This is a genomic window from Paenibacillus sp. NPDC057886 (genome assembly GCF_042796655.1).
Taxonomy (GTDB): domain Bacteria; phylum Bacillota; class Bacilli; order Paenibacillales; family Paenibacillaceae; genus Paenibacillus.
In genome coordinates this window covers 341254-363640 of the sequence record NZ_JBHVMZ010000007.1, presented here as the reverse complement: position 1 = coordinate 363640, position 22387 = coordinate 341254, and the positions used below count along the sequence as shown (strand labels likewise).

Here is a 22387-nt window from a genome sequence, read left to right as displayed (position 1 = left end):
ACGCTTCCTTTCGGGTTAAATTGCATGAGTTAAACCAGCTTTACACTTTCCCACTCCGATTGCAGTACCCTCTTCCGATCACTGTTATCCCCGGATTTCTTTAACGATTTTTAACGGAGGAAATCCGGGGATAGCATATGCTTTCGAAGGAGCTTTCTTTCAGAAAGCTTTTAGGTGAGCGCTTCGCTTCTTCAGATGGGTTCTGCACTCTTCGTTCTGGTGTAATAAAAGTTAAACTTAAACAATTTTTATTGGGGTAGAAACTCGTTTGTATACGCCTTGGATACATCTACCTGCTCATCGAGCAGCTTTTTGCTAAACATCCAATCCGTGTAGTTCTGCCATACTTCCTGCTTCTGCTCACCCCAGCGCGGTGCGTCATCCTGATATTTCGGACTCAGCCACTTTTGGCTTGCCAGCACAAGGTCCTTATCCAGATCCGGTACGGCCTTGATCAGAATGTTGGCAGCGTCTTCGGGATGTTCAATCGCATATTGATATCCTTCGGAAGTTGCTTTCAAGAACGCTTTAACCAGCTCGGGATCGTTCTGAATCGTCTGTTCATTCGTCACGAGTACAGGTGTGTAGTAGTCCAGCGCTTCAGAATAATCCTTCACATATAGCATGTCGATCGGTTCGCCGCGCAGTTGGGCTTCAATACCCGTCCACGCGTAGAAAATCCAGGCAAAGTCGATATCGCGTTTTACAGCGGTGAAGAAGTCTGCATCGCCCATATTAATATTTTTGACTTTGGATACATTAGCGCCTTCGCCTTCCATAATGGACTGCATCACGGCTTCTTCTACCGGGGAGCCCCAGCCACCGTAAGTTTTGCCTTCAAAATCTTTGGGAGACTTGATGTTCCGATCTACCGGAGCGGCAAATCCGGACGTGTTATGCTGAATGACTGCAGCGATGGACACGAGCGGTACGCCCTGTGTGCGGGCCTGGGTCACACTCTCCTGATAACTTACGCCAAAAGGCACTTCGTTCGAAGCCACCATGGTATCCGCGCCTCCGGCACCTGGCTGTACAATCTCTACATTCAAGCCTTCGGCTTTGTAAAAACCTTGATCTACGGCCGCATACAGGCCGGTATGATTCGTATTTGGTGTCCAGTCCAGCACCACTTTAATGTCCTTGAGGGCTGCGTTGTCACCTTCATTGCTGTTTTCGGTGTTGCTGCTGCCATTTTCTCCTGAAGGTGCAGCTTCTTTGCCGCCACATGCGGCCACAGCCACTAGTAGTACGCACAAGAGCATTAGGCCCATCATTTTACGCCATCTCATCTTCATTTCTCTCCTTCATGTTGTCCGGCCAGTGGCACGGGGTACTCCTTGGCTTCATATCCAAGCTTCTTGCATAAATCAACAGATTTATACCAGCTATGATCCGGATGACGTCACTTTTTTTTAGCTCTCTGACTATAGAAAAGAACATTAAAAAAGCGCCCCGGTAATCCGGGACGCGTGCAGGCGTTAGAGATGTGGCACTCAGCAAAGAGGCTGGGCCAATTCGATATACTCCGATTCCTACGCTGGCATGATCCAGATCAGGTCTAAGGGTCAGTATCTTGGTGGGATACACTCTCAGCCGGCCTATTCCGACTCCCCTGGGAAACTATGAAGTTACGGGCATTACTAGGTGTAATTATAGGCCAGAGGCCCATGCATGTCCAGTCAGGAACTGGATAGAGGAGATGGATGCGATAATCAAACAGGCCATCATACATGTGTATAACAGCCTGTTAAGATGTGTTATTTTCAATAATTATCGTGGCGAATCATATAAGGAAATCTGACTGAGTGCAAAAGCATCGGATTTCGGGTCATAGCCTACCTGTTTCTGAGTGGTTTCCAGATTCAATCGTTTAAACCGATTATTCGAGATCCCATGCAGTATGGTGAAGGGCTCCAGATCTGGAGCTGTAATTGCTTTGAACATCAAATCACACAAGTCAGCCGGACTAATATACGCGCTCATATCCCTTGCCTCCAGCGCTGGTCCATCCGGTTGAAAATCATCATATGCACCTATACGTATTGCTACACTTTGTAAACCTTCGGTATACGCAAAATAGGAAGCGAGCGATTCTCCAAAACATTTGCTAACCCCGTATAAATTTCGTGGGCGTGTCGGCATGTCCGGATAGACTTGAGCATCAATGGGATACCCCTCGATCGTCTGTGCACTGCTTGCCAGAATGATTCTCCGCACACCTTGGTCTTGAGCTGCACGGAATACATTAAATGTACCCTTGATATTGATATCCAACAACGATTCATAGAACCCGGCATGCGGGGAAGGATCGCCTGCCAGATGTACAACCACATCCATGCCTTCGCAAGCGTGCTGACAGGCTTCGGGATCTGTCACATCCAGTGTCATAATCTCATGGCTTGTCCCTTGATACGTATGCAGTCTATCGATATTCAAATCCGTTAGTCGCAGGTGAAATGCTTCTGACAAGTGTTGGGACAAGTCACGTCCAATTTTTCCGGCTGCGCCGGTAATTAAAATGTTCATAAATCAGCTCCAATTCTTAACGCTGGAAGAACTCAATCCATTCCTTTTCAGGTCCATAGATGAAGAAATAACGGTAACCGTTAGGCAGTGTAATAATCTCTCCATCAATAAACTCGGCCTCGGTTTCCTTAATGCGGTTGTACTCAGACTCAAGGTCATCGACATGGATGGCAAAATGGTGCACCGTACCTTCGGAAGGCAGCTTGTCGCTGTATCCCTGAATCAACTCAATCTCGGTCTCATGGCTTCCGTTGAAGCCGAGAAAGGCGAGCTGAATGACACCGTTGGTATGGGTTACCCGGTCTTTCAATTCAAGACCAACAATCTCCGTATAGAAACGCAGCGTGGTCTCCAGATCACGAACGGCAATGCCGACGTGGTCAATGCGCTTTTGAAAACTCATTATCCAAATCCTCCTTATATGTAGAGAATAATTCTACCATTTTAAGGGATATGATAGGGCTCTAATACGAGGTTGTCAAATCCGATTTTAATTTGGAAAAATTATATTTGTTCACAGAATGTTCACTTATGTGGAGGGGTTCGTCATCTCTATAATTACGAAGGTAAACAGAGAGGATGAGAGAATTGCCAACAACGAAGAAAGAACAGATTGTTTTTGGAATGATGATGTGCACAGGGATGGTCGTCGTCATGATGACCTTCAATTTATGGCACAATGGGTTATTGAGCAAGATGTCCGCGCTTGAAATACTGCTTCAGTTCATATTGTGCTTTATCATTGCGTTCCTGGTGGAGTCCTTCATTGTCGGACCTGTAGCGAGAAAAATTGCATTTTCCTTACCTTTTGACAAGTCCAGCAAAATCTTGGGTGTGCTCGCTATGTCATTTTTCATGGTTATTGGGATGGTCCTGATCATGTCCTTGTACGGAATGATTTCCGCTTATCTTGCGAATCAGTTAAGTGGAGCATCCGTACTAAGTACGTATCTTCATACGATTGCTCGTAATTTCAGCCTGGCGCTTCCTTACCAAATTATTATTCTGGGACCGCTCGTTCGATATGTATTCAGTAAATTCATTAAGGATAAAGGGCGTGTAGTTCCTTCAACGTAAATAACGTTAGTTCCGATTTAAATCACCTGAAAGTATTTCCTGGGCAATCGTCAACTGCTCTAAGATAAAAAAGGAATTGTTCATTTTTAAATTAATAAAGGCCTCATAGCATTCATCGCTACGAAGCCTATCTTTTTACAGCTAAGATTCATTGGATCTAATTTATCATCTGTTCCGTAGATGTTACGATGCTGAGCTTACAGTATGCCTGCGCTGCCATTGATACGCGATCACGCTGATAATGAGCAGACCGACTGCAAAAATGGCAAGCATCCATGCGGACTGGTTCACTTCCAGATGATCCAGACTCCAGCCTGTAACCAAAGGCAGAATGGCACCGCCAACACCACCTGATGCAATCAGGATGCTGGGTGTCGATTCCTCTGTACCAGGCAGCATTTTGCTGGCGAAGACGAGGGCAATGGAGAAAACGCCCGATAGTGCAAGCCCGAGTAACAGAATGATTAGAAATGCCGACCAGATCTGGTTGGTAAAAGGAAAAATCATCAACAGTACAACTGCTGCAAGGCAACTGTACAGAACGTAGACGCGATATTGGAATTTCTCCGCAATATATCCGGCAAACAGTCGTCCAACAGACATGGCGATCCAGAAGCAGGTAACACTAAGCGCGGCACCTGCTTCCTTCATGTTCATTTTCTCAATCAGAATGGCTGGCATGAAGTTGGCAAGGCTCATTTCGGTGCCGACATAGAGAAAGAAAAATAGAACAAATAAAGACAGAAGAGCCAAATTGCGGCCATGATAGGTTGAACGAGTTGACTTAATATCTCCAGGATTCGTTCCATTTGGCGATTCAACAGCGTGAGCGCGTCCAGGAGTCTGGTCTGAGCTGCGTCGACTCAGCTCGCTGTCCAGCTCACCGAATGAACTTTTGGCCCAGAAGATAAAAGTCATCGCTGCACAGACGGCAACCACGAGAAACGACATACGCCAGTACCCGGCAGAAATCAGACCGCTGGCAATGAGCGGCATGACCATGGCCCCAATACCAAATAACACCTCAAGTCGGCTCATGGCAACCGCTGTATTATCTTTAATTGCAGCAATGATGATTGTACCGATGACAGCCTCGATCATTCCGAATCCGAATCCGGCTGCGGGTGCAATGACGAACATCCAGCCCCAAGGAGGCAGCAGCATATAGGATAACTCTGCAATGCAGAGCAGAGCAGCGGCAATTAATAGGCCGCCTCGTTTGCCAAAGCGATTATTCAACCACGGAGATAACAGTACACCACCCAGGAACCCGGCAAATTGGGCAAATATCAGTGTGCCTCCCTGACTATAATCCTTGCCATAATGTTCAAGGGCAACGGGTAGGATGGAGCCGAGAACCACGTGGGCAAGTCCGATGAGGAAATAGGACAAACATCCAATCCAAAGTAATTTTTTCATGAAGAAAAACTCCTTCTAAATATGATGTATATGTAGTAAGTCTGCCATTCAGGAGCATTTCCTAAAAACAAACAATCTCTATCATAACAGGACATGTATGGGTCTGCACGGATAACTTGCAATGGAACCGAAAGTTCGTATATACTGAAAAACAACAATTACAGATCGGACCATGCCGTTGAAGAGCATCCAACTCGGAGGCGTTTTCGCCAGGGGAGCGAACCATTCCCCAAGTTAACCGGAACCGCCCGTTATCGCGGACCAAGAGGCTGAACCAGAATATTCTGGTTCGGCAAGTTGGGTGGCACCGCGAGCAGAGCGCTCCTCGTCCCAAGGGATGAGGGCGCTCTTTGTATTTTTACAGCCAAAGGAGACGGTGACCATGTTGGAAATGAAGTGGATTCGGGAGCATGCAGAAGAGGTGCAGGCTGCGGCAGTCGGCAAGAGAATGGATATCAGTATTCGTGAATTGTTGGAACGGAACGAAGAGCGCAGAGCACTTTTACTGGAAACGGAAGAAGGGCGTAGAGTACGTAATTCGTTATCTGCGGATATCGGTAAGCTGATGCAAGCTGGCGAGCGTGAACAGGCCGAGGTTTTAAGGGCTCAGGTGAAACAGCTGAATGACCAGTTGGAGCATGTTGAAGCCAAGCTTGCCGTTGTGCAAGAGGAAGTGACACGGCTGCAATGGTTGGTACCCAATGTCGTATCGCCGGATACGCCAATGGGCGCATCGGATGAGGATAATGTGGAGCTGAGACGTGTGGGTGAGCTTCCGGTATTCGATTATGAGGCCAAGGATCACGTGGAACTTGGTGAACGGCATGATCTAATCGATATCCCGCGTGGGGTGAAAATCGGCGGAACACGAAGCTATGTGCTCAAAGGAGCAGGATTGCTCCTGCACCGGGCTGTACAGCAGCTTGCGCTTGATCTGCTGTTGAAGCATGGATTTACGCCAATGGAGGTTCCTTTGATGGTGAGGGAGAATACTCTCTTGAACACGGGGTTCTTCCCAACAGGACGGGATCAGGTCTATGAATTGCAAGGCGAGAACAAGTGGCTGGTGGGGACATCGGAAGTGCCGCTGGTTTCGTATTATGCAGATGAGATTGTGGATGTGCAAGAGCCAATCAAGCTGGCTGCCGTTTCGACGTGTTTCCGCAGTGAGGTTGGCTCAGGCGGGCGGGATGTACGCGGATTGTACCGGGTGCATCAGTTTGCCAAAGTGGAGCAGGTCATTCTCTGTGCACCGGATGCGGAAGAATCGGAGCGAATGCTGCAGGAAATTACGGGACACGCCGAGGAATTGCTGCAATTGCTGGAATTGCCTTATCGTGTGGTGGCTGTGTGTACAGGGGATATGTCGCAGAAAACGTACAAACAGTACGATATTGAGACCTGGATGCCAAGTCGCAATGCGTACGGAGAGACACATTCGTCGTCGAATCTGCATGATTTCCAGGCTCGGCGTTCGAATATTCGTTGTCGTGATGCCCAAGGCAAGCTTGCATACTGCCATACGTTGAACAATACGGCTGTGGCTTCGCCACGCATTCTGATTCCATTGCTGGAGAATCATCAGCAGGCGGATGGAAGCATTCGCATTCCAGCCGCACTTCAGCCCTATATGAGCGGTGCCGAATATTTGTTTTTGCCGCAGCAGGATGAAGAGAATTAAAAGGTTGTCAGCTAAAATAGAAAGCAAACAGGAACCCCTTCATTGGGGTTCCTGTTATTTAAACATATGGAGTGTGACCCATTGGTATTCTTGTTCAAATCGCGCTGCAAGCTTGGGATCTTCCTTGGCTGCAACTTCTCTCATGTATGTTAAGTCTATAGACTCAAATTGGCTATAAATCAGGTAACGTGCCCACTCTAAACTTCGAGCATCACTCCAATATTCGGATGCTCTTAAACGATCCCAAATAAGGTCATCTATCCCAATTACATAGCAATAACCCTCTAGTGTATCAGAAGGAATTTCAATTGGGATGTCCAGTTCAGAGACTGTCTGTTTTGTAACTTCCAGAAGTATAAAGTTCCACAGCATGTCCTCCTACAATAATAGCAGGATCTGCATCTAAATCATCAAGGATTGGAGTAATAATGCCCATTACATAGAATTCTTTTAAATCACTTCTTGCCATATCCCCTGCAAGTTCCGCTAGCTTTTGTTTAGCCCACTTGATTCTTTCCTGCATTTCAGGCGTTTCTATTCGGTCCATAGTTCACCCATATTCTTAACGCAGCTTCCATTCTCGCTCGTTAATGATTTCGATTCGTTCGGATTCAAGGCTTTTTTTGAAACGATTGCGAGCTGTTTTCATCAGTAGAATGGGCCATCATATCAAGTAAATTCACTTCAATCATGTACATCCCCTCCAATCATTTGAGGTTTATACTAAAATAGTATTACTCCACCTGTATTCATTATACACTGATAATTTTAAAATTGTTCCTCAATCATGGGTTGCGAGTTCATCTACTAACAATATTTCCCACCACCATCTAGGAAGATGTCGAATTTTCCTCTTATCCGAGATTCTGCTCCAACATGATTCACTTTTATGTAATGAGTTTCCGATATAATATAATAGAAGTAAAATATTGGATTACAGGAGATGAAAATTGCAATGAATGGAATGAAATTAGCAATACGAGGCACCTTGGCCTTTATTTTAGTATTGGCAGTACTGGCTCCTTCGCTTGCCCTAGCAGCCACGGGTGACGTGACATCCATCGAGATTACCAACAGCAGTCCGCAACAGATGAGTGTATCCCAGACAACTACGCTTCAAGTGATGGCGGTTATTGAAGGATTTGATAACAAGCAGGATGTTACGGGAGGCGTCACATGGTCCACGAGTAACGAAGCAGTCGCCACCATTGTTAAAGGCAAAGTGAAGGCTGTGGCAGCGGGAGAAGCGACGATATACGCACAGGTAGATGGAGCCAAAGCGCAATTGCTTGTTAAGGTTCAGGATAAAATTAAAAGCATCAAAGCTTCGCCAAGTTCCTATAATTTTGTCAAAGGTAGTGAAAGTACGCTGCCCAAAGTAAGCATTGTACGCGCTAATGGCAAGGAAGAAGATGTTACATCCGAGATTGTATGGACGGTATCGAGTGCTTCCGCGGTGCTGGAGAGTGGTAAAATTAAAGGAATTACGCCTGGCAGAGTGCTGTTACAAGGCAAATATGGCTCAGAGACGGTTAAAGTTCCCGTAGCCATCACGGACGAGATTACCAAAGTCGAAGTAACACCTGCTGTCATGCAGCTGAATATTAAAAAATCGAAAGCGTTGAAGGTAATCGGTACATATGCCAATGGGAAAACGATTAATCTTTCAAAACAGGTGACGTGGACCTCTTCCAACAATAATGTAGCAACCGTGAAAAATGGCACAGTAAAAACACTGACGGAAGGACAAGCCACCTTGACAGGAACTTATCAAAATCAGACAATAAAGGCAGAGGTTACCGTTGTTCCTTTGCTCAAAAAGCTCATTACAGGCCAGAAAACACTCGTGTTATCGCCGCAGGCAAGTACAACTCTGAGTGTGATGGCGCAGTATGATACAGGCAAAACCACGATTGTAACGAGCAGTGCCGTGTGGAGCAGCACCAAACCAAGTGTAGCCACAGTAACGGACGGCAAGATTGTGGCCGTGGGTAAAGGAAAAACTTCGATCACAGCTAAATGGGGCAATAAAAAAGTTACCATACCGGTGACGGTAAAATAAATTTTCAACGAATGAAGCATATCCAATTGAGGTTATTTCATCATCGTGAACAGAAACAGATGGGGCGTAGACATACGCCCCTTTTAGGTATAAAAAATTCTAAAAAGTAATCACGTAAAGGAGTGAGCATCCGAATGACAGACCACCTGCAACCGGAAAATTGGCCTGCGTGGGCGACAGAATCGGTAGAGATTGTAGAGGCCAATCCTATGTGGGGCTCACAGGCTCAGGAAGAGATTCGCCAGCTCAGAGATCTATTACAGCAGCTCAATATTCATAAATTTGAACATATCGGAAGCACGTCCATTCCGGGATTGCCAGCCAAGCCCATTATTGACTTGATGGGAGAGGTGCAGTCATGGGAGGACATGGAATTGATTGCTGATCAGCTGAATCCGGTAGGCTGGAACTACGTTCCGCCTGAACTGGATGGTCGGGAATATAGACGTTTCTGGGTCAGAGTAAAAGATGGCAAGAGGGCTGTACATCTTCATCTGATGCGCCAAGGAGAGGACCGTTGGGATCGCCAAATCCAGTTTCGGGATGTGCTGAGACAGCGCCCGGATCTGGTAGAGGCTTACTCGGCCTTGAAAGTTAAGCTTGCTGATGAGAATAAGGACGACAGGGAAGCTTATACCGCTGCCAAAACGGAATTTATTTTACAAGTTCTTGATGAGGGCATTTGATTCATGATAACGGCATTTTTCAAAGGAAGGCTGATTTATTTCATCGCAGTTATCTTAACCATGGCGGTAGGACTAGCGTCCAGACGCTTTGGTGAACTTTTACCGGATTTTGTACATGAGCATTTCGGTGATGCCTTGTGGGCAGGGATGATCTATTTTGGGGTACGCTTGGTTTGGATTAATCGCAGCAGAGAGTTGGCGCTGATGGTGAGCCTGCTTTTTAGCTGGGTCGTCGAGTGTTCACAAATGATTCAGACTCCTTGGCTGAACGAAGTGCGTTCAACGGTGCTGGGTGCGCTTATTTTGGGACGTGGATTTCTGGTGATGGATCTGCTGAGGTATGTTGTCGGCATTCTGTGTGTGTATGGGATTGATCGTTATTTCCTGAGAAATAAGAAGGCTTGATGAAGGGGAGTGACTTAGATGAATATAGAGAAGCTTTTTGCGGAATCACCCGAGTTTGAGACAGAGCGGTTGAGACTGAGACGACTTACGCTCAACGACCTCGATGATTATTTTATGTTTGCCTCCGATCCGAAAGTGAGTCAGCAAAGTTTGTGGAACTGCCATGAGACGTTGGACGACTCCGTTCAATATATTCAAAGAGTGTTGGACAATTATGAGAAGCAAACGGTTTATCTATGGGCCTTTATTCTAAAGGAAACGGGGAAGCTGATCGGGCGAGGTGGCATTTTTCATCTGAATGAATCCATGCAAAGTGCTGAACTGGGGTACGCGATTGCCAGCAGTTGTTGGGGCAAAGGCCTCGCAGCAGAAGCGATGCAGCCGATTGTTGAATATTGTTTTCAGGACTTGGACTGCAATCGGCTGGAGGGGAAATGCAATGCAGGCAACATCGGCTCTGCACGAGTGATGGAGAAGCTGGGCATGTCGGTTGAGGGTTTGCTGCGTAAACAATTGAAGATCAAAGGTGTGTTTACAGATCAAAAATTGTACTCCCGTATCCGGGATGATCTATAATACTTCCAATGACATGCAGGATACATAGAAGAAATTGAAGGAGGCGGAACGATGATCTACAGTATTATTTCCCAAGCGGTATGGGAGCAGGTATCCAAGCAGAGCGTGTATGCACCGGATAGCCTGGAGACGGACGGTTTCATTCATTGTTCCACTGAAGAACAGATTCCATGGGTAGCGGCTCAATATTATCAAGGGCGTACGGATTTGTTATTGCTTGGCATTGATGAGAGGGCCTTGAAGCCGGAACTGGTGTATGAGGACCTATACGAATTGAATGAACTATTTCCACATATCTATGGTGAACTTAATCTGGATGCTGTACGGAAAGTCATTTCCTTTGAACCGAATGAGGACGGGACGTTTTCTTTTCCTGAATAAAGACATTTTGCGAAGGGTTGTGAACGCGTGGAGATGAATCAGGTATTTCTGGATACAGCCGAGAAGCAATTTCTGTATTACAAGCAGCTTGGGGAAAAGGCCATGGCGCAACTGGAGTCCGAGCAGCTATTTCAATCCTGGAATGAAGATGCCAACAGCATTGCGGTTATTGTGAAGCATTTATGGGGCAATATGCTGTCCCGTTGGACGGATGTGCTGACAACCGATGGAGAAAAGCCATGGCGTGAACGTGATGCGGAATTTGTGAATGATACCTCGACCCGGGAAGAGCTGCTCGCCAAATGGGAGGAAGGCTGGAACTGTCTGCTTGGAGCCATTCGTTCTTTTACACCGGAGCAACTGTCTCATATTATATATATTCGCAATGAAGGACATACCGTCATGGAAGCAATTATCCGGCAATTGGCGCATTACCCCTATCATGTGGGGCAGATTATCTATGCAGCCAAAATGCTCAAAGAAACCTCGTGGAACAGTCTTTCCATTCCGAGAAACGGTTCGGATCAATATAATGGTGGCAAATTTGCCAAGATGAAGGCACGAAAACATTTTACAGATGATGAATTACGCATAGAAAAAGGTAAAGGTGAGGAACAGCAATGACACAGATCGCATTGATTCGCCATGGAAGCACGGCGTGGAATAAGGAAAAACGTTCGCAGGGACAGACGGATAATCCGCTGGATCAGGAAGGAAGAGAACAGGCACTATTGCTTGCTGCAAGACTGAGTGAGGAAACGTGGGATGCCATCTATGCAAGTGATCTGGAGCGTGCAAGTGAGACGGCTCGCATCATTGGAGATCGTTTGGGAATACAGGAGATTCATTTGGACCCGAGGTTGCGTGAAATGGGCGGTGGGCAGGTGGAGGGTACGACCGAAGCTGAACGTGTAGCCCAATGGGGAGCGGATTGGAGTGATCTCGATTTGGGTCGGGAGCTTGCGGATGCAGGTACAATTCGGGGCAGTGCCGCGCTAGAAGATATTGTACGGCAGCATCCCAATGGAAGAGTGATCGTTGTCAGCCATGGCGCCATTCTTCGTAATACACTGCGAGGTCTGGTGCCTGAACTTGATGTGAGCGCGAAGCTGTCCAACACGTCAATCACCCGGATTTCTTGGAAAACGGAATCCTGGCAATGTGAGCTATACAATTGTAGCGTACATCTGGATTCCTCCAAGGAGTTGTGATAGACAAAAGAAGCAGAGCCCTTTCCCACTGTTCGTTCACTTATTTTGCAGGCTTTGGAGAAAAAATGATAAAGGGATTATAAACTTGTGGACAAGGAGGGTGATAGCATGACTGAACTGCCGTATTTATGGACTGAGGATGTGCTGTCTCCTCTGGGCGAAACAGGGGTTATGATCCGTTGTGGGGATACAATATCTGAAGCGGTGCACCGGAGGGTGATGTCGGTATGTGCTTTGCTGGAAAAGAGCCAACTGCCGGGCATCCTGGAATGGTTACCTTCATTTTCATCGGTCACACTGTTCTATGATCCGTTGATTTCTCCGTACCACGAGGTATGCGGGATGCTGCTTCATGAGTTGAACAAGATGGAAGAGGCGACGCTGAATCAACCCAGAACGATCATTATTCCCGTATGTTATGGTGGTGAACTGGGTCCCGATCTGGAATATGTCGCTACTGAACATGGACTTACGCCAGATGAGGTCATAGCTATTCACACATCAAGGGATTACCTGGTACACATGATCGGATTTGCACCGGGTTTTCCTTATCTGGGCGGATTATCGGAGAAGATCGCTACGCCCAGACGCTCTACACCTCGGCTTCGGGTTGAAGCGGGAACGGTGGGCATTGGTGGCAAACAAACGGGAGTTTACCCGGTGGCTACTCCCGGCGGATGGCAATGTATCGGCCGCACGCCGCTGGCGCTATTTCGTCCGATGGAAAATCCGCCAAGCCTGCTTGCAGCGGGTGATCGTGTTCGTTTTGTGTCGATATCAATCCAGGAGTATCTGGAACAGAAGGAGGGCGAACGATGAGTATTGAAGTCATTCGCCCAGGTTTGTTATCCACCGTCCAGGACGAGGGGAGAACGGGATTTCGCCGATATGGGATTCATCCGGGCGGAGTTATGGATACCTATGCAGCCAGAGCAGCCAATGCACTGGTTGGGAATTCCCGTGATACGGCTGTGCTGGAGATGACGATGACGGGACCGGAGCTTCGTTTCCATGAGACTCGGCTGATCTCTTTATGTGGTGCCGATCTGACAGCAACTGTGGATGGTCTGCCTGTTCTGCTATGGCGTCCAGTCGTGTTGATTGCTGGAAGTGTGCTGAGATTTGGGCGATGCCGTTCCGGCGTGCGGTCTTATATGGCGATTGCTGGTGGAATCGCAGTACCTGAGATCATGGGCAGTCGCAGCACGGAACTTAAGACTGGTTTTGGTGGGTTTGAAGGGCGTGCCTTGAAGGTGGGCGACAGATTGTCTGCGGGGGAAGCTTCTTGTGAAGCGCAAGCGGCGTTGCATGGATGGAGTGTAGAAGCTGAAAAAAACAACCGGCGGATGCATGCACCTGCCTGGTATTTGTCCAGTAAGGAATGGCCCGCCTACCATGCTGAACCTGTTATTCGTGTCATGCCGGGCAAAGACAGTGCGGAGTTTAATGAAGATAGTCTGGAACGATTCCACAAAGAACGATATGTGATCTCTCCCCAATCGGATCGGATGGGTTATCGATTGGAGGGTGCAAAGCTGGAACTCGGTCAACGGATGGATCGGCTGTCCGAAGCCGTCACCTATGGCACAGTTCAGGTGCCAGCAGATGGTCAGCCCATCATATTGATGGCTGATCATCAGACCATTGGGGGCTATCCTGTGATCGCACAGGTGGCCCGAGTAGATTTGCCGATACTGGCACAGGCTAGGCCGGGGGCACGGGTTGCTTTTGAACGGATTACATATGAAGAAGCACAGCAACTATTCCTGGAGCAGGAGTTGGAGTGGCGGCTAACCGATCAGTTGATTCGCAGGAGATTGGCAGAAATGGGGGACCATTAATGAACACGGTGGATATCAATTGTGACCTGGGCGAAAGTTACGGGGTGTACCGGATGGCGTCGGATGAGGCGATTCTGCCGCTGATCACTTCAGCCAACATCGCATGTGGATTTCATGCGGGTGACCCGGCAACCATGCGTCATACGGTGCAGCAAGCATTGGAGCATCAAGTCGCAATAGGCGCCCATCCCGGTCTGCCGGATTTGCAGGGTTTTGGCAGAAGACGTATGGACATTTCACCACGGGAAGCCTATGACATGGTTGTGTATCAAATGGGTGCACTGGATGCGTTTGTTCGTTCATGCGGGGGATGTATGCATCATGTGAAGCCTCATGGAGCCTTGTATAATATGGCTGCTGAAGATGATCGACTCGCTGAGGGAATCGCGGAGGCCATTTATAAAGTACAACCGGATCTGTATCTCTACGGCCTGGCCGGAAGTGCGCTGATACAGGCAGCGGATCGTATTGGACTGCGCAGTGTGAGTGAAGTTTTTGCGGATCGAACTTATGGACCGGATGGGACACTAACACCGCGCAGTCAGGCCGGGGCTGTCATTCAGAAGACGGAACAAGCTCTTGCTCGAGTGCTGCGTATGGTGAAAGAGGGCATTGTTGTGTCGACGGAAGGTACACCTGTATCCATAAAGGCAGAGACGATCTGCATCCACGGCGACGGTGCGCATGCCCTTGCATTTGCTCAAGAGATACACACGTTGCTTGAATCTGAGGGAGTTACTCTGTCTGCGCCTGGAATTGCTAGATGATTGCTACAGTAACAGAGGGCCAGAGGTCGAACTATACGAATTTGTAAGGAGTGAAAGTAGAGCATGAAACCGATACGTAATTCGGCAAAGGCCGTCATTGTACAGGACGAACGTTTGCTGGTGATCCGGTTGGAGGATCAATATGGTGCAGCTTATGTTTTTCCTGGTGGAGGACAGGAGAAAGGCGAAGAACTCAAGGATTCCGTTGCCCGTGAATGTCTGGAGGAGATTGGACAGGCGGTGGACGTGGGAGAACTGCTCCATATCCGGGAGTATATTGGAAAAAACCACGAATTTGCCGAGTGGGATGCCGATGTGCACCAGGTTGAATTTTATTTTGAATGCAGATTGATTGATCCGAAAGCTACAATCTTTGAAGGCTCCAGTCCAGACGACCATCAGGTAGCCGTCGAATGGATTTCTCTTGAAGAGCTGTCCAAGGTTCGTTTATATCCGAAAACAATTGGTGAGTTGTTGCAGAACAAGAATTCATCACGCATTTACCTTGGGGATTTAAATTAAAATCAGCCAAAATCAGAATAAGGCTTATCCTTTATGTAAACATTTTTATAAACAACTTTTCCAAAACTGTCACGTTTACGAATGGGTTCATGGATTCACCATAGATGAGGTGGGTACACTATAAGTACAGGCTTATTACACCTAACGTAAGCTGACTGTACTTATACACGGCAGCGGAGCGGATAAAACCTAAAGAAGCAAAACCTGCAAAGTTGAGGCGACGACAGGTTTTGGTTTGAACTTTAGCTTACCCACTCCTCAATTTGAAAGAACAGTAGACGTAGTGAAGGGGACGGAATCGATTCTGTAGAAGCGAAGCGTTCGCCTTTATCCCCGGATTTTATCCTATGAAATAGGATTTCAAAAAAATCCGGGGATAACAGCGATCGAAAGAACGATCCGCACCCGTAACGGCTGCCATGCTGCTCGTTAAACATATCTCCCAAATCGAAAGGAGCATTTCCCATGAACCAGACTGAATTGGAACAAAACATTGTAAAAGCATTGGAAAACAACCCCTTTTGTAGTTTCTCCACGGTGGAGAATGGTAAACCAAAATCCCGCTATATGGCGCTTTTCAACGATGGAATGAACATTCATCTGGCGACAAACCGTCGTACGCACAAGGTAGAGGAGCTGGAGAATAATCCGAACGTCAGCCTTTTGCTAGGTTATGAAGCGGGTGGCTCCAAGGAAGTGGTCGAGATTGAAGGAACGTGCGAAGTTACGAAAAATGAAGGTTTGCGCGAACAGGTATGGAATGATGAACTAAAAGCTTGGTTTGACGGTCTGAACGATCCCAATTATGTCATTCTGGACATCACCCCAACTCGATTGAATACACCGGCAAAGATCATGAGCATCAGGTGTGGGAGCAGTAATTTCAGAGATTGAAAATCACCTTTCCTGAATGGACGGCCGTGCCAACTATTCGGAAAAGACATAGCCAACCGTGAACGCCAGAAGGCTTCACGGTTTTTTGATATGAACCGATTCAGCTAATATGGATATAGATGTAAGCCACATGTAATATACGTTTTTAACAGCGCGAGTAAACTATTTTCATCCAAAAACATGCAAAAGATGTCGAAATCACGCATAATATTGTAAACTGGAGCAGGTATGTGCGGATAACGTAAAAAATAATGCTTTTCAATGGCTGAACATTGCGTTATGATTTGGAATGTAAACGATACGCACAGATATGAATAGATGTTCATGTGAGATAAACTAACCTGAAATTCTGATATATATGATCAGAAAATCAGTACGCACAACCCATGAGATCTTTCGCATTTCTGCGCTTATTCGTTTGCTCACTAATGCATGATTCAATGTACATAACCGGGAGGGGTTATTTTGAGAAAGAGTAAAAAAGTATTATCAAGCCTGACTGCCGCTTTGGTTGCATTAAACGTGCTTGCGGTATTTCCGGTACCTGTATCGGCTGCGGACGCTACCAAGGTTAAATTGCGGATCATGGAAACAACGGACATTCACGACAACCTGATTAACTATGATTACTATTCCGACAAAGAGACAGACCAGTATGGTCTGGCGAAGACGGCTACGCTGATCAAAAAAGCCCGTGATGAAGCAAAGAACAGCCTGCTGTTCGACAACGGTGACCTGATCCAGGGTAACCCGCTTGGGGATTATGTAGCGAAGATTGATCCACTCAAAAAGGGTGAGACTCACCCTGTATATAAAGCGATGAACCTGCTGGATTATGATGCAGGAAACATCGGTAACCATGAGTTTAACTATGGTTTGGATTTCCTTGACATGACGCTGGAAGGTGCGAACTTCCCTTACATCAATGCCAACGTATATGTAGATGACGGTGACGACGATGAGACGAATGACAAGAACTATTTTACCCCATATAAAATTCTAGACAAAAAAGTGACCGACGAGAGTGGCAAAGAGCACACCATCAAGGTGGGTGTCATCGGATTTGTACCTCCACAAGTAATGCAGTGGGACAGCGCTAATCTGGAAGGCAAAGTTATTGCCAAAGACATTATCGCTACTGCGAAAAAATTCATTCCTAAAATGAAGGCTGAAGGTGCCGACATTATTGTAGCTATTCCTCACTCCGGTTTTGAAGATATTCCACAAACGGATCTGATGGAAAACTCGGTATTGTATCTGAGCCAGGTTGAAGGCATTAATGCCATTCTGTTCGGACATGCCCACAAAGTATTCCCGAGCGCTGATTTTGCCGGTAAAAAAGGTGTAGACCTTGAAAAAGGTACAATCAATGGTGTTCCTTCCGTTGAACCAGGCTTCTGGGGTGACCACCTCGGTATTATCGATCTGGACCTTGAACTGGTAGACGGCAAATGGAAAGTGGCAGACTCCAAAGTGGAGGCACGCCCTATCTATGACACAGCTAACAAAAAAGCTCTGGTAGATGCTGATCAAGAGATCGTTGATGCTGTTCATGACGAGCATGAAGGTACGCTTGAATATGTACGTGGCCCAGTTGGCGAAACGACAGCTCCAATCAACAGTTTCTTTGCACTGGTTCAGGATGATCCATCCATTCAGATCGTAACGAATGCACAGAAATGGTATGTTGAAAAACATATGCAAGGAACAGAATATGAAGATATTCCAGTATTGTCTGCGGGAGCTCCGTTCAAAGCAGGCGGACGTTCAGGTGCTTCGTATTATACGAATATCCCTAAAGGCACCATTGCGATTAAAAACGTAGCTGACTTGTACGTGTATCCAAATACGGTACATGCCGTGTTGGTTAATGGCGCTGAGCTGAAAGAATGGTTGGAATGGTCTGCTGGCCAATTTAACCAGATTGACCCGGCAAAAGGCGGGCAACAACAGTTGGTCAATATGGACTTCCCAACGTATAACTTTGACGTTATCGATGGTGTTACGTACCAAATTGATGTAACTCAACCAGCGAAATACGATGGCAAAGCAACGATTGTAAATGCATCAGCTAACCGGATTAAAGACCTGAGCTTCAATGGTAAACCGGTTGATCCAGCACAAAAATTCATCGTGGCAACGAATAACTATCGTGCTTCTTCGTCCAAATTGGCTAACCCGGATGGTAAACGTATCGTCTTGGCTGCACCGGATGAGAACCGTCAAGTGATCATTGATTACATCCGTGAGAACAAAACGATTAATCCGACAGCAGACGGCAACTGGTCGTTTGCGCCAATTAAGCCTTCTGCAGGGGTGACGGCAGCAGCACTTAACGATCTTGAAGTGGTGTTCGCGTCTTCCCCAGATGCCAAAGCATTGGTTGAAGCGAACCCGGCGATGTCCTTCATTGGGACTAACAAAGATGGTTTTGCTGAGTATGGCTTGAAATTGACAGGAGAAGCAGCAACGACTCCAGAAACAGGTACGGAGCCTGCTCCAACGCCTACGAAGCCAGACCCAACTCCAACTAAACCTACAACCAAGCCACAACCTGAGAAACCAGCAGGCGGCAAAGTGGTATATGTAGTGAAAAAAGGAGATAACCTCTACCGTATCGGCTTGAAATACGGTGTGGACTGGCGCAAGCTGGTTTCCGCAAACAAAATTACAAATGTGCACAATCTTAAAGTTGGACAGAAAATCGTAATTCCCGCTTCTTAAGATTAATTAGCGGTAAATGAAGACCGACAGTCATCAGACTGTCGGTCTTTTTCATGCTATGCTGATACGTTCATGCATCAGTAACCATCATCGTTGAAGTCATCAAAACAGTAGAGATAAATTTGAAGACCCATGCTATAATATTTACAAACTTTGGGTATATACCAGTAAACATTAATGAGATAGAATCACAAACTGGCAAGGGGGTTCTACATGAATTGCAGTGGCTGCAGTCCAATTCATCCTATAGAGGATCAAGGTACCCTGTATATGCGTCCCATCTCCCCCGCTTTGCTGGAAGCACTGCAAACGCAGGGAAGACATGTCGAACATTCGGATGAACTCATCTGGATGCATTTTTTGAATCTTGAATCGTTACAGTGCTGTATGGAGGATATTCGGAAAATTGAGGCGGCTCTCCCAGATCCGTTAACGGTCCAGGTTACTCCACTGTATAGCCAGGCAGATGCTGATAGCTGGATTAGTCTCTCCATGCAGGAAGCTCGCCTCAAACATGCTGATCTGGTTTCCATTATCCTGGAGCATCAATTTAGCAGTCATATGCAGCCGATCGTAGATGCTTCGGAACAGATTATCGGATTTGAATTTTTACTTCGTCCTGCTGAACAGGGCAGACCCTTCAGTGTATATGAATTATTTGAAGTTGCACGGGATACCGGATTGCATTCTTTTCTGGATCGGACAGCACGTATTGCTGCCATTGAGACGAGTGCCGTTCTTTTACCGCATGGTGTCAAACGTTTTGTGAATTTCCTGCCTTCCTCCATCTATAACCCCGAATATTGCCTGACGCACACATTTGAGACGATTGAACGCCTTTCGCTAGACCCTAAGGATTTTGTGTTTGAAGTGGTGGAAACGGAACAGATTCAGCATATGTCCATCTTGCAGCATATTTTTGAGGTGTATCGTTCTCATGGAATGTCGGTTGCCTTGGATGATGTGGGGGCCGGATTCTCGACGATCGAAGTAATGAATCGGCTGGAGCCGGATTTTGTCAAAATAGATCGGAGTCTCATTGATCATTGTGATCATGATTTGAACAAACAGCGGCAAATTATCGATATTGTTGAGATGTCGCGTCGATTTGGCGGGCGGGTACTTGCCGAAGGCATTGAACGCATCGAGGAATTTGAATTCTGTCGATCCGTGGGTATTGATTTGGCACAAGGATATTATTTTGGTAAGCCAACCGCATATCCGCCACAAGGTCCCTACGGAAAAACCTCTGCATGAATGCAATAAAATAAGGATGTACCAACAAGTCACTTCGCATAATCGGAGTGGCTTGTTTGAGATGCCATGTAATTTTTTTCAATCAAATAAATATGCTCATTCAGCCGATATATAGGATAGGCCTTTAGATTAGATCGGTGTCTATGTGAAACCTTATTTAATCAGGTTGGAGAGGTCCTACATAAAAAGAAAAAAGGGCAGATTTATATTTGGAGGGGGAGAAGCAAAATGGGGAACAGTCGGGGGAATGAGCAAGAAAAGGCAGCAATCAAGCAAGCTAAGCCAAAGGATAATAAACCGAAAAAGAAAAACAAAAAGAAAAAAGGCTTCGTCTGGAGCATAAGGAACAAATTATTGGTATCCTTCCTGGCGGTTCTGCTCTTGCCGAGTCTAACCATTGGGATTGTTACGCTGCTTATCGCTGATAATACGGTGGAAGACCAGTTGATGGACAGTGCCAAACAAAGTGTAGACACAACGAATTCAATCATTGGGACACATGTGGATGCGAAGATCCATGATGTCAATTATTTTGCCAGTTTGATTGTGACTGACATGATTAAAGGACAAAATGAAAGCCCTGAGCTTGAGACGAAATTAAAACAGTATCTTGGACTGCATCCGGATGCTTTAAATATTTTTGTAGGAACCAAAGAGGGAGTCATGGTTCGCGGTAAGGAATCTGCGGGAAGTTCACAAGGGTCCGCTTATGATCCCCGGGAACGAGAATGGTACAAGCTCGCGATGAAGAAGCCAGGTATTCCAGTAGTTTCACCTGTATCCAAAAATACAGACGGCATTGCTGTTGTCTTTGTCTCCAAAACGCTTGATGACCAATCGGGTGTCGTTGGTTTGTCCATGGATCTAACAGAGCTTCAAAAACAGGCATCCATTAAGGTTGGCAAGGAAGGGTATGTCGTCATCTTGGATGCGAACAAAAATTATGTCGTATCCCCAGTCGTGGAAGCTGGTACACAAGAACAAACAACAACGCTGGATCAAATGTATGAAAGCAAGGAAGGCGAGTTCAGCTACATCTATAATGATGACCCAAAAACCATGGTTTTCTCTACTAATGAGGAAACCGGGTGGAAGATTGGCGGCACGATGTTGAGAAGTGAAGTATCCAATGCAAGTAAAGACATTCGGATGGCAACCCTGCTGGTCATTCTGACAGCAACCTTCTTAACGCTGATATTTATTATCTGGTTTACACGTTCGATGCTGCGTCCGATCAAACGTCTGCAGGAATCCGCTAGAGCCGTAAGTAAAGGCGACCTGACGGTTAAAATGGAAACAAGACGCAAAGATGAGGTAGGCGACCTGGCGAAGTACTTCGAACGGATGGTCGACAATCTGCGCATGATGATTCTGGGTGTGCAGGAAACGGCAGAGCAGGTCTCTGCCTCTTCGCAGGAATTGTCCGCCAGTGCGGATCAAACAACCAAGGCCATTGAGCATTCAACGATGGCGATCCAGGAACTTGCCGAGGGTGCCGAGCAGCAAGTGAAGAGTGTAACGGATGGATCGGGACAAATGAGCCAAATGGCGGAAGATGTTCGCAAGATGTCTGTGCGTGTGCAATCCATTACAACGAACATGCGGCATACATCCGGAGCAGCCTATTCAGGCAATGAAGCTGCGGGTCAAGCGGTAGAGCAGATGAATAGCATTCAGGAAACGGTAGAACAGCTGGCAACGGTGGTTCAGTCACTGAATGCACGGTCCGTTGAGATTGGCAGCATGGTAGATGTGATTGCCACGATCTCAAAACAGACCAATCTGCTGGCCCTGAACGCTTCCATTGAAGCGGCAAGAGCGGGTGACGCTGGACGTGGCTTCGCCGTCGTAGCGGGAGAGGTGCGGAAGCTTGCAGAGGAATCGGGTAGCTCAGCTGCGCAGATTGGTGAACTCGTTCATAATATTCGTCAGGATATGGATGCGGCCCTGAACGCTATGAATGCTGCTCAGACTCGGGTTGGAGACGGGATTCAGGCTGTAAATACGTCTGGACAATCCTTTGCACAGATTCGGGAGGCTGTGGAGGATGCTGTTCATACGCTGGATGATTTGTCTGAAACAACGAAGCAGCTGGAGAGTGGTGCTTCCCACGTTGCCAAAGCAATGAACGATATTTCGATCGTGACCCAAGAATCTGCTGCGAATACGGAATCTGTCTCGGCATCTTCTCAGGAACAGCTGGCATCTGTGGAGGAAATCGCTTCGTCTTCAGCACATCTGAACAGTATGGCGGAGCAATTACAAGGGTTGTTGGGTATGTTCAAAATGGTAGAGGGCGCACCGAAGGATGGGGACAAATCCTAACCAGTAGACGATATCCTCCACCGCAGTTTGTAT

The 22387-nt window shown here is 46.8% G+C and carries 22 protein-coding genes, 1 pseudogene and 1 riboswitch; of the genes and pseudogenes, 17 read left to right on the top strand and 6 right to left on the bottom strand.

What is annotated here, in order from left to right; translation table 11 throughout:
* Positions 1–248: 248 nt before the first annotated feature.
* From ACFVQB_RS24645 to ACFVQB_RS24635, 3 genes are all read right to left on the bottom strand, one after another.
* The gene (locus ACFVQB_RS24645) at positions 249–1289 is read right to left on the bottom strand and encodes an ABC transporter substrate-binding protein (protein WP_379445443.1); all 1041 of its coding nucleotides are present in this window, start codon (positions 1287–1289) and stop codon (positions 249–251) included.
* Between the two features lie 222 nt (positions 1290–1511).
* A riboswitch (TPP riboswitch) is annotated at positions 1512–1624 on the bottom strand.
* Positions 1625–1770: 146 nt separating this feature from the next.
* Positions 1771–2526, bottom strand: coding sequence for an NAD-dependent epimerase/dehydratase family protein (locus ACFVQB_RS24640; protein ID WP_379445440.1), 756 nt, complete (start codon positions 2524–2526; stop codon positions 1771–1773).
* A gap of 16 nt (positions 2527–2542) precedes the next feature.
* Positions 2543–2929, bottom strand: a complete 387-nt coding sequence (locus tag ACFVQB_RS24635) for a VOC family protein (protein ID WP_379445437.1) — start codon at positions 2927–2929, stop codon at positions 2543–2545.
* 185 nt (positions 2930–3114) lie between these two features.
* On the opposite strand from ACFVQB_RS24635, the gene ACFVQB_RS24630 reads away from it, so the two are divergent.
* Positions 3115–3603, top strand: coding sequence for a DUF2798 domain-containing protein (locus tag ACFVQB_RS24630; RefSeq protein ID WP_379445435.1), 489 nt, complete (start codon positions 3115–3117; stop codon positions 3601–3603).
* A gap of 183 nt (positions 3604–3786) precedes the next feature.
* Here the strand turns inward: ACFVQB_RS24630 and ACFVQB_RS24625 are convergent, their stop codons facing one another.
* Positions 3787–5022 carry an MFS transporter gene (locus ACFVQB_RS24625; RefSeq protein WP_379445433.1) on the bottom strand — a complete coding sequence of 412 codons (1236 nt, stop codon included), beginning with the start codon at positions 5020–5022 and terminating at the stop codon, positions 3787–3789.
* A gap of 382 nt (positions 5023–5404) precedes the next feature.
* On the opposite strand from ACFVQB_RS24625, the gene serS reads away from it, so the two are divergent.
* Positions 5405–6703 (top strand): serine--tRNA ligase, encoded by a 1299-nt coding sequence (serS, locus tag ACFVQB_RS24620; RefSeq protein ID WP_379445431.1) that lies wholly within the window; start codon positions 5405–5407, stop codon positions 6701–6703.
* 54 nt (positions 6704–6757) lie between these two features.
* On the opposite strand, the gene ACFVQB_RS24615 is transcribed toward serS, so the two are convergent.
* Positions 6758–7075 (bottom strand): hypothetical protein, encoded by a 318-nt coding sequence (locus ACFVQB_RS24615; protein WP_379445429.1) that lies wholly within the window; start codon positions 7073–7075, stop codon positions 6758–6760.
* Positions 7026–7250, bottom strand: coding sequence for a hypothetical protein (locus ACFVQB_RS24610; protein WP_379445427.1), 225 nt, complete (start codon positions 7248–7250; stop codon positions 7026–7028). Before ACFVQB_RS24610 ends, ACFVQB_RS24615 begins: the two co-directional genes overlap by 50 nt.
* Positions 7251–7658: 408 nt before the next feature.
* On the opposite strand from ACFVQB_RS24610, the gene ACFVQB_RS24605 reads away from it, so the two are divergent.
* The 15 genes and pseudogenes from ACFVQB_RS24605 to ACFVQB_RS24535 all read left to right on the top strand — a co-directional run bounded on the left by ACFVQB_RS24605 (position 7659) and on the right by ACFVQB_RS24535 (position 22354).
* Positions 7659–8765, top strand: coding sequence for an Ig-like domain-containing protein (locus ACFVQB_RS24605; RefSeq protein WP_379445425.1), 1107 nt, complete (start codon positions 7659–7661; stop codon positions 8763–8765).
* A 134-nt stretch (positions 8766–8899) separates the two neighbouring features.
* The gene (locus ACFVQB_RS24600; RefSeq protein WP_379445423.1) at positions 8900–9451 is read left to right on the top strand and encodes a GrpB family protein; all 552 of its coding nucleotides are present in this window, start codon (positions 8900–8902) and stop codon (positions 9449–9451) included.
* Between the two features lie 3 nt (positions 9452–9454).
* On the top strand, positions 9455–9856 hold the full coding sequence (locus tag ACFVQB_RS24595; RefSeq protein ID WP_379445420.1) for a ribosomal maturation YjgA family protein: 402 nt from the start codon (positions 9455–9457) through the stop codon (positions 9854–9856).
* An 18-nt stretch (positions 9857–9874) separates the two neighbouring features.
* The gene (locus tag ACFVQB_RS24590; protein ID WP_379445418.1) at positions 9875–10432 is read left to right on the top strand and encodes a GNAT family N-acetyltransferase; all 558 of its coding nucleotides are present in this window, start codon (positions 9875–9877) and stop codon (positions 10430–10432) included.
* 51 nt (positions 10433–10483) lie between these two features.
* Positions 10484–10813: a DUF952 domain-containing protein gene (locus tag ACFVQB_RS24585; protein WP_379445415.1), complete on the top strand. Its 330-nt coding sequence runs from the start codon at positions 10484–10486 to the stop codon at positions 10811–10813.
* Between the two features lie 33 nt (positions 10814–10846).
* A complete protein-coding gene (locus ACFVQB_RS24580; RefSeq protein WP_379445519.1) occupies positions 10847–11437 on the top strand; it encodes a DUF1572 family protein in 591 nt (196 codons plus the stop codon).
* Complete coding sequence (locus ACFVQB_RS24575; RefSeq protein WP_379445413.1) at positions 11434–12024, top strand: histidine phosphatase family protein; 591 nt, start codon at positions 11434–11436, stop codon at positions 12022–12024. Before ACFVQB_RS24580 ends, ACFVQB_RS24575 begins: the two co-directional genes overlap by 4 nt.
* A gap of 108 nt (positions 12025–12132) precedes the next feature.
* Positions 12133–12843 carry a 5-oxoprolinase subunit PxpB gene (gene pxpB, locus ACFVQB_RS24570; protein ID WP_379445411.1) on the top strand — a complete coding sequence of 237 codons (711 nt, stop codon included), beginning with the start codon at positions 12133–12135 and terminating at the stop codon, positions 12841–12843.
* The gene (locus ACFVQB_RS24565; RefSeq protein WP_379445402.1) at positions 12840–13865 is read left to right on the top strand and encodes a 5-oxoprolinase subunit C family protein; all 1026 of its coding nucleotides are present in this window, start codon (positions 12840–12842) and stop codon (positions 13863–13865) included. The genes pxpB and ACFVQB_RS24565 overlap by 4 nt, the downstream gene beginning before the upstream one ends.
* Complete coding sequence (locus ACFVQB_RS24560) at positions 13865–14632, top strand: LamB/YcsF family protein (RefSeq protein WP_379445398.1); 768 nt, start codon at positions 13865–13867, stop codon at positions 14630–14632. The genes ACFVQB_RS24565 and ACFVQB_RS24560 overlap by 1 nt, the downstream gene beginning before the upstream one ends.
* Positions 14633–14695: 63 nt before the next feature.
* The gene (locus ACFVQB_RS24555; RefSeq protein WP_379445393.1) at positions 14696–15154 is read left to right on the top strand and encodes an NUDIX domain-containing protein; all 459 of its coding nucleotides are present in this window, start codon (positions 14696–14698) and stop codon (positions 15152–15154) included.
* 465 nt (positions 15155–15619) lie between these two features.
* Positions 15620–16035: pseudogene (locus tag ACFVQB_RS24550) on the top strand (pyridoxamine 5'-phosphate oxidase family protein).
* A 478-nt stretch (positions 16036–16513) separates the two neighbouring features.
* Complete coding sequence (locus tag ACFVQB_RS24545) at positions 16514–18772, top strand: bifunctional 2',3'-cyclic-nucleotide 2'-phosphodiesterase/3'-nucleotidase (protein WP_379445389.1); 2259 nt, start codon at positions 16514–16516, stop codon at positions 18770–18772.
* Between the two features lie 213 nt (positions 18773–18985).
* Positions 18986–20029, top strand: coding sequence for an EAL domain-containing protein (locus tag ACFVQB_RS24540; protein ID WP_379445384.1), 1044 nt, complete (start codon positions 18986–18988; stop codon positions 20027–20029).
* Positions 20030–20257: 228 nt separating this feature from the next.
* Entirely contained in the window at positions 20258–22354 is a 2097-nt protein-coding gene (locus ACFVQB_RS24535; protein WP_379445374.1) for a methyl-accepting chemotaxis protein, read from the top strand.
* Positions 22355–22387 lie beyond the last annotated feature (33 nt).

Bases quoted from the DNA above. Each gene is read 5' to 3' on its own strand.
- ACFVQB_RS24575 (WP_379445413.1), top strand. From the start codon at position 11,434: ATGACACAGATCGCATTGATTCGCCATGGAAGCACGGCGTGGAATAAG.
- ACFVQB_RS24580 (WP_379445519.1), top strand. From the start codon at position 10,847: ATGAATCAGGTATTTCTGGATACAGCCGAGAAGCAATTTCTGTATTAC.
- ACFVQB_RS24585 (WP_379445415.1), top strand. From the start codon at position 10,484: ATGATCTACAGTATTATTTCCCAAGCGGTATGGGAGCAGGTATCCAAG.
- ACFVQB_RS24615 (WP_379445429.1), bottom strand. From the start codon at position 7,075: ATGCTGTGGAACTTTATACTTCTGGAAGTTACAAAACAGACAGTCTCT.
- ACFVQB_RS24645 (WP_379445443.1), bottom strand. From the start codon at position 1,289: ATGAGATGGCGTAAAATGATGGGCCTAATGCTCTTGTGCGTACTACTA.
- ACFVQB_RS24610 (WP_379445427.1), bottom strand. From the start codon at position 7,250: ATGGACCGAATAGAAACGCCTGAAATGCAGGAAAGAATCAAGTGGGCT.
- ACFVQB_RS24640 (WP_379445440.1), bottom strand. From the start codon at position 2,526: ATGAACATTTTAATTACCGGCGCAGCCGGAAAAATTGGACGTGACTTG.
- ACFVQB_RS24625 (WP_379445433.1), bottom strand. From the start codon at position 5,022: ATGAAAAAATTACTTTGGATTGGATGTTTGTCCTATTTCCTCATCGGA.
- ACFVQB_RS24555 (WP_379445393.1), top strand. From the start codon at position 14,696: ATGAAACCGATACGTAATTCGGCAAAGGCCGTCATTGTACAGGACGAA.
- pxpB (WP_379445411.1), top strand. From the start codon at position 12,133: ATGACTGAACTGCCGTATTTATGGACTGAGGATGTGCTGTCTCCTCTG.
- ACFVQB_RS24605 (WP_379445425.1), top strand. From the start codon at position 7,659: ATGAATGGAATGAAATTAGCAATACGAGGCACCTTGGCCTTTATTTTA.
- serS (WP_379445431.1), top strand. From the start codon at position 5,405: ATGTTGGAAATGAAGTGGATTCGGGAGCATGCAGAAGAGGTGCAGGCT.
- ACFVQB_RS24595 (WP_379445420.1), top strand. From the start codon at position 9,455: ATGATAACGGCATTTTTCAAAGGAAGGCTGATTTATTTCATCGCAGTT.
- ACFVQB_RS24560 (WP_379445398.1), top strand. From the start codon at position 13,865: ATGAACACGGTGGATATCAATTGTGACCTGGGCGAAAGTTACGGGGTG.
- ACFVQB_RS24635 (WP_379445437.1), bottom strand. From the start codon at position 2,929: ATGAGTTTTCAAAAGCGCATTGACCACGTCGGCATTGCCGTTCGTGAT.
- ACFVQB_RS24590 (WP_379445418.1), top strand. From the start codon at position 9,875: ATGAATATAGAGAAGCTTTTTGCGGAATCACCCGAGTTTGAGACAGAG.
- ACFVQB_RS24535 (WP_379445374.1), top strand. From the start codon at position 20,258: ATGGGGAACAGTCGGGGGAATGAGCAAGAAAAGGCAGCAATCAAGCAA.
- ACFVQB_RS24565 (WP_379445402.1), top strand. From the start codon at position 12,840: ATGAGTATTGAAGTCATTCGCCCAGGTTTGTTATCCACCGTCCAGGAC.
- ACFVQB_RS24600 (WP_379445423.1), top strand. From the start codon at position 8,900: ATGACAGACCACCTGCAACCGGAAAATTGGCCTGCGTGGGCGACAGAA.
- ACFVQB_RS24540 (WP_379445384.1), top strand. From the start codon at position 18,986: ATGAATTGCAGTGGCTGCAGTCCAATTCATCCTATAGAGGATCAAGGT.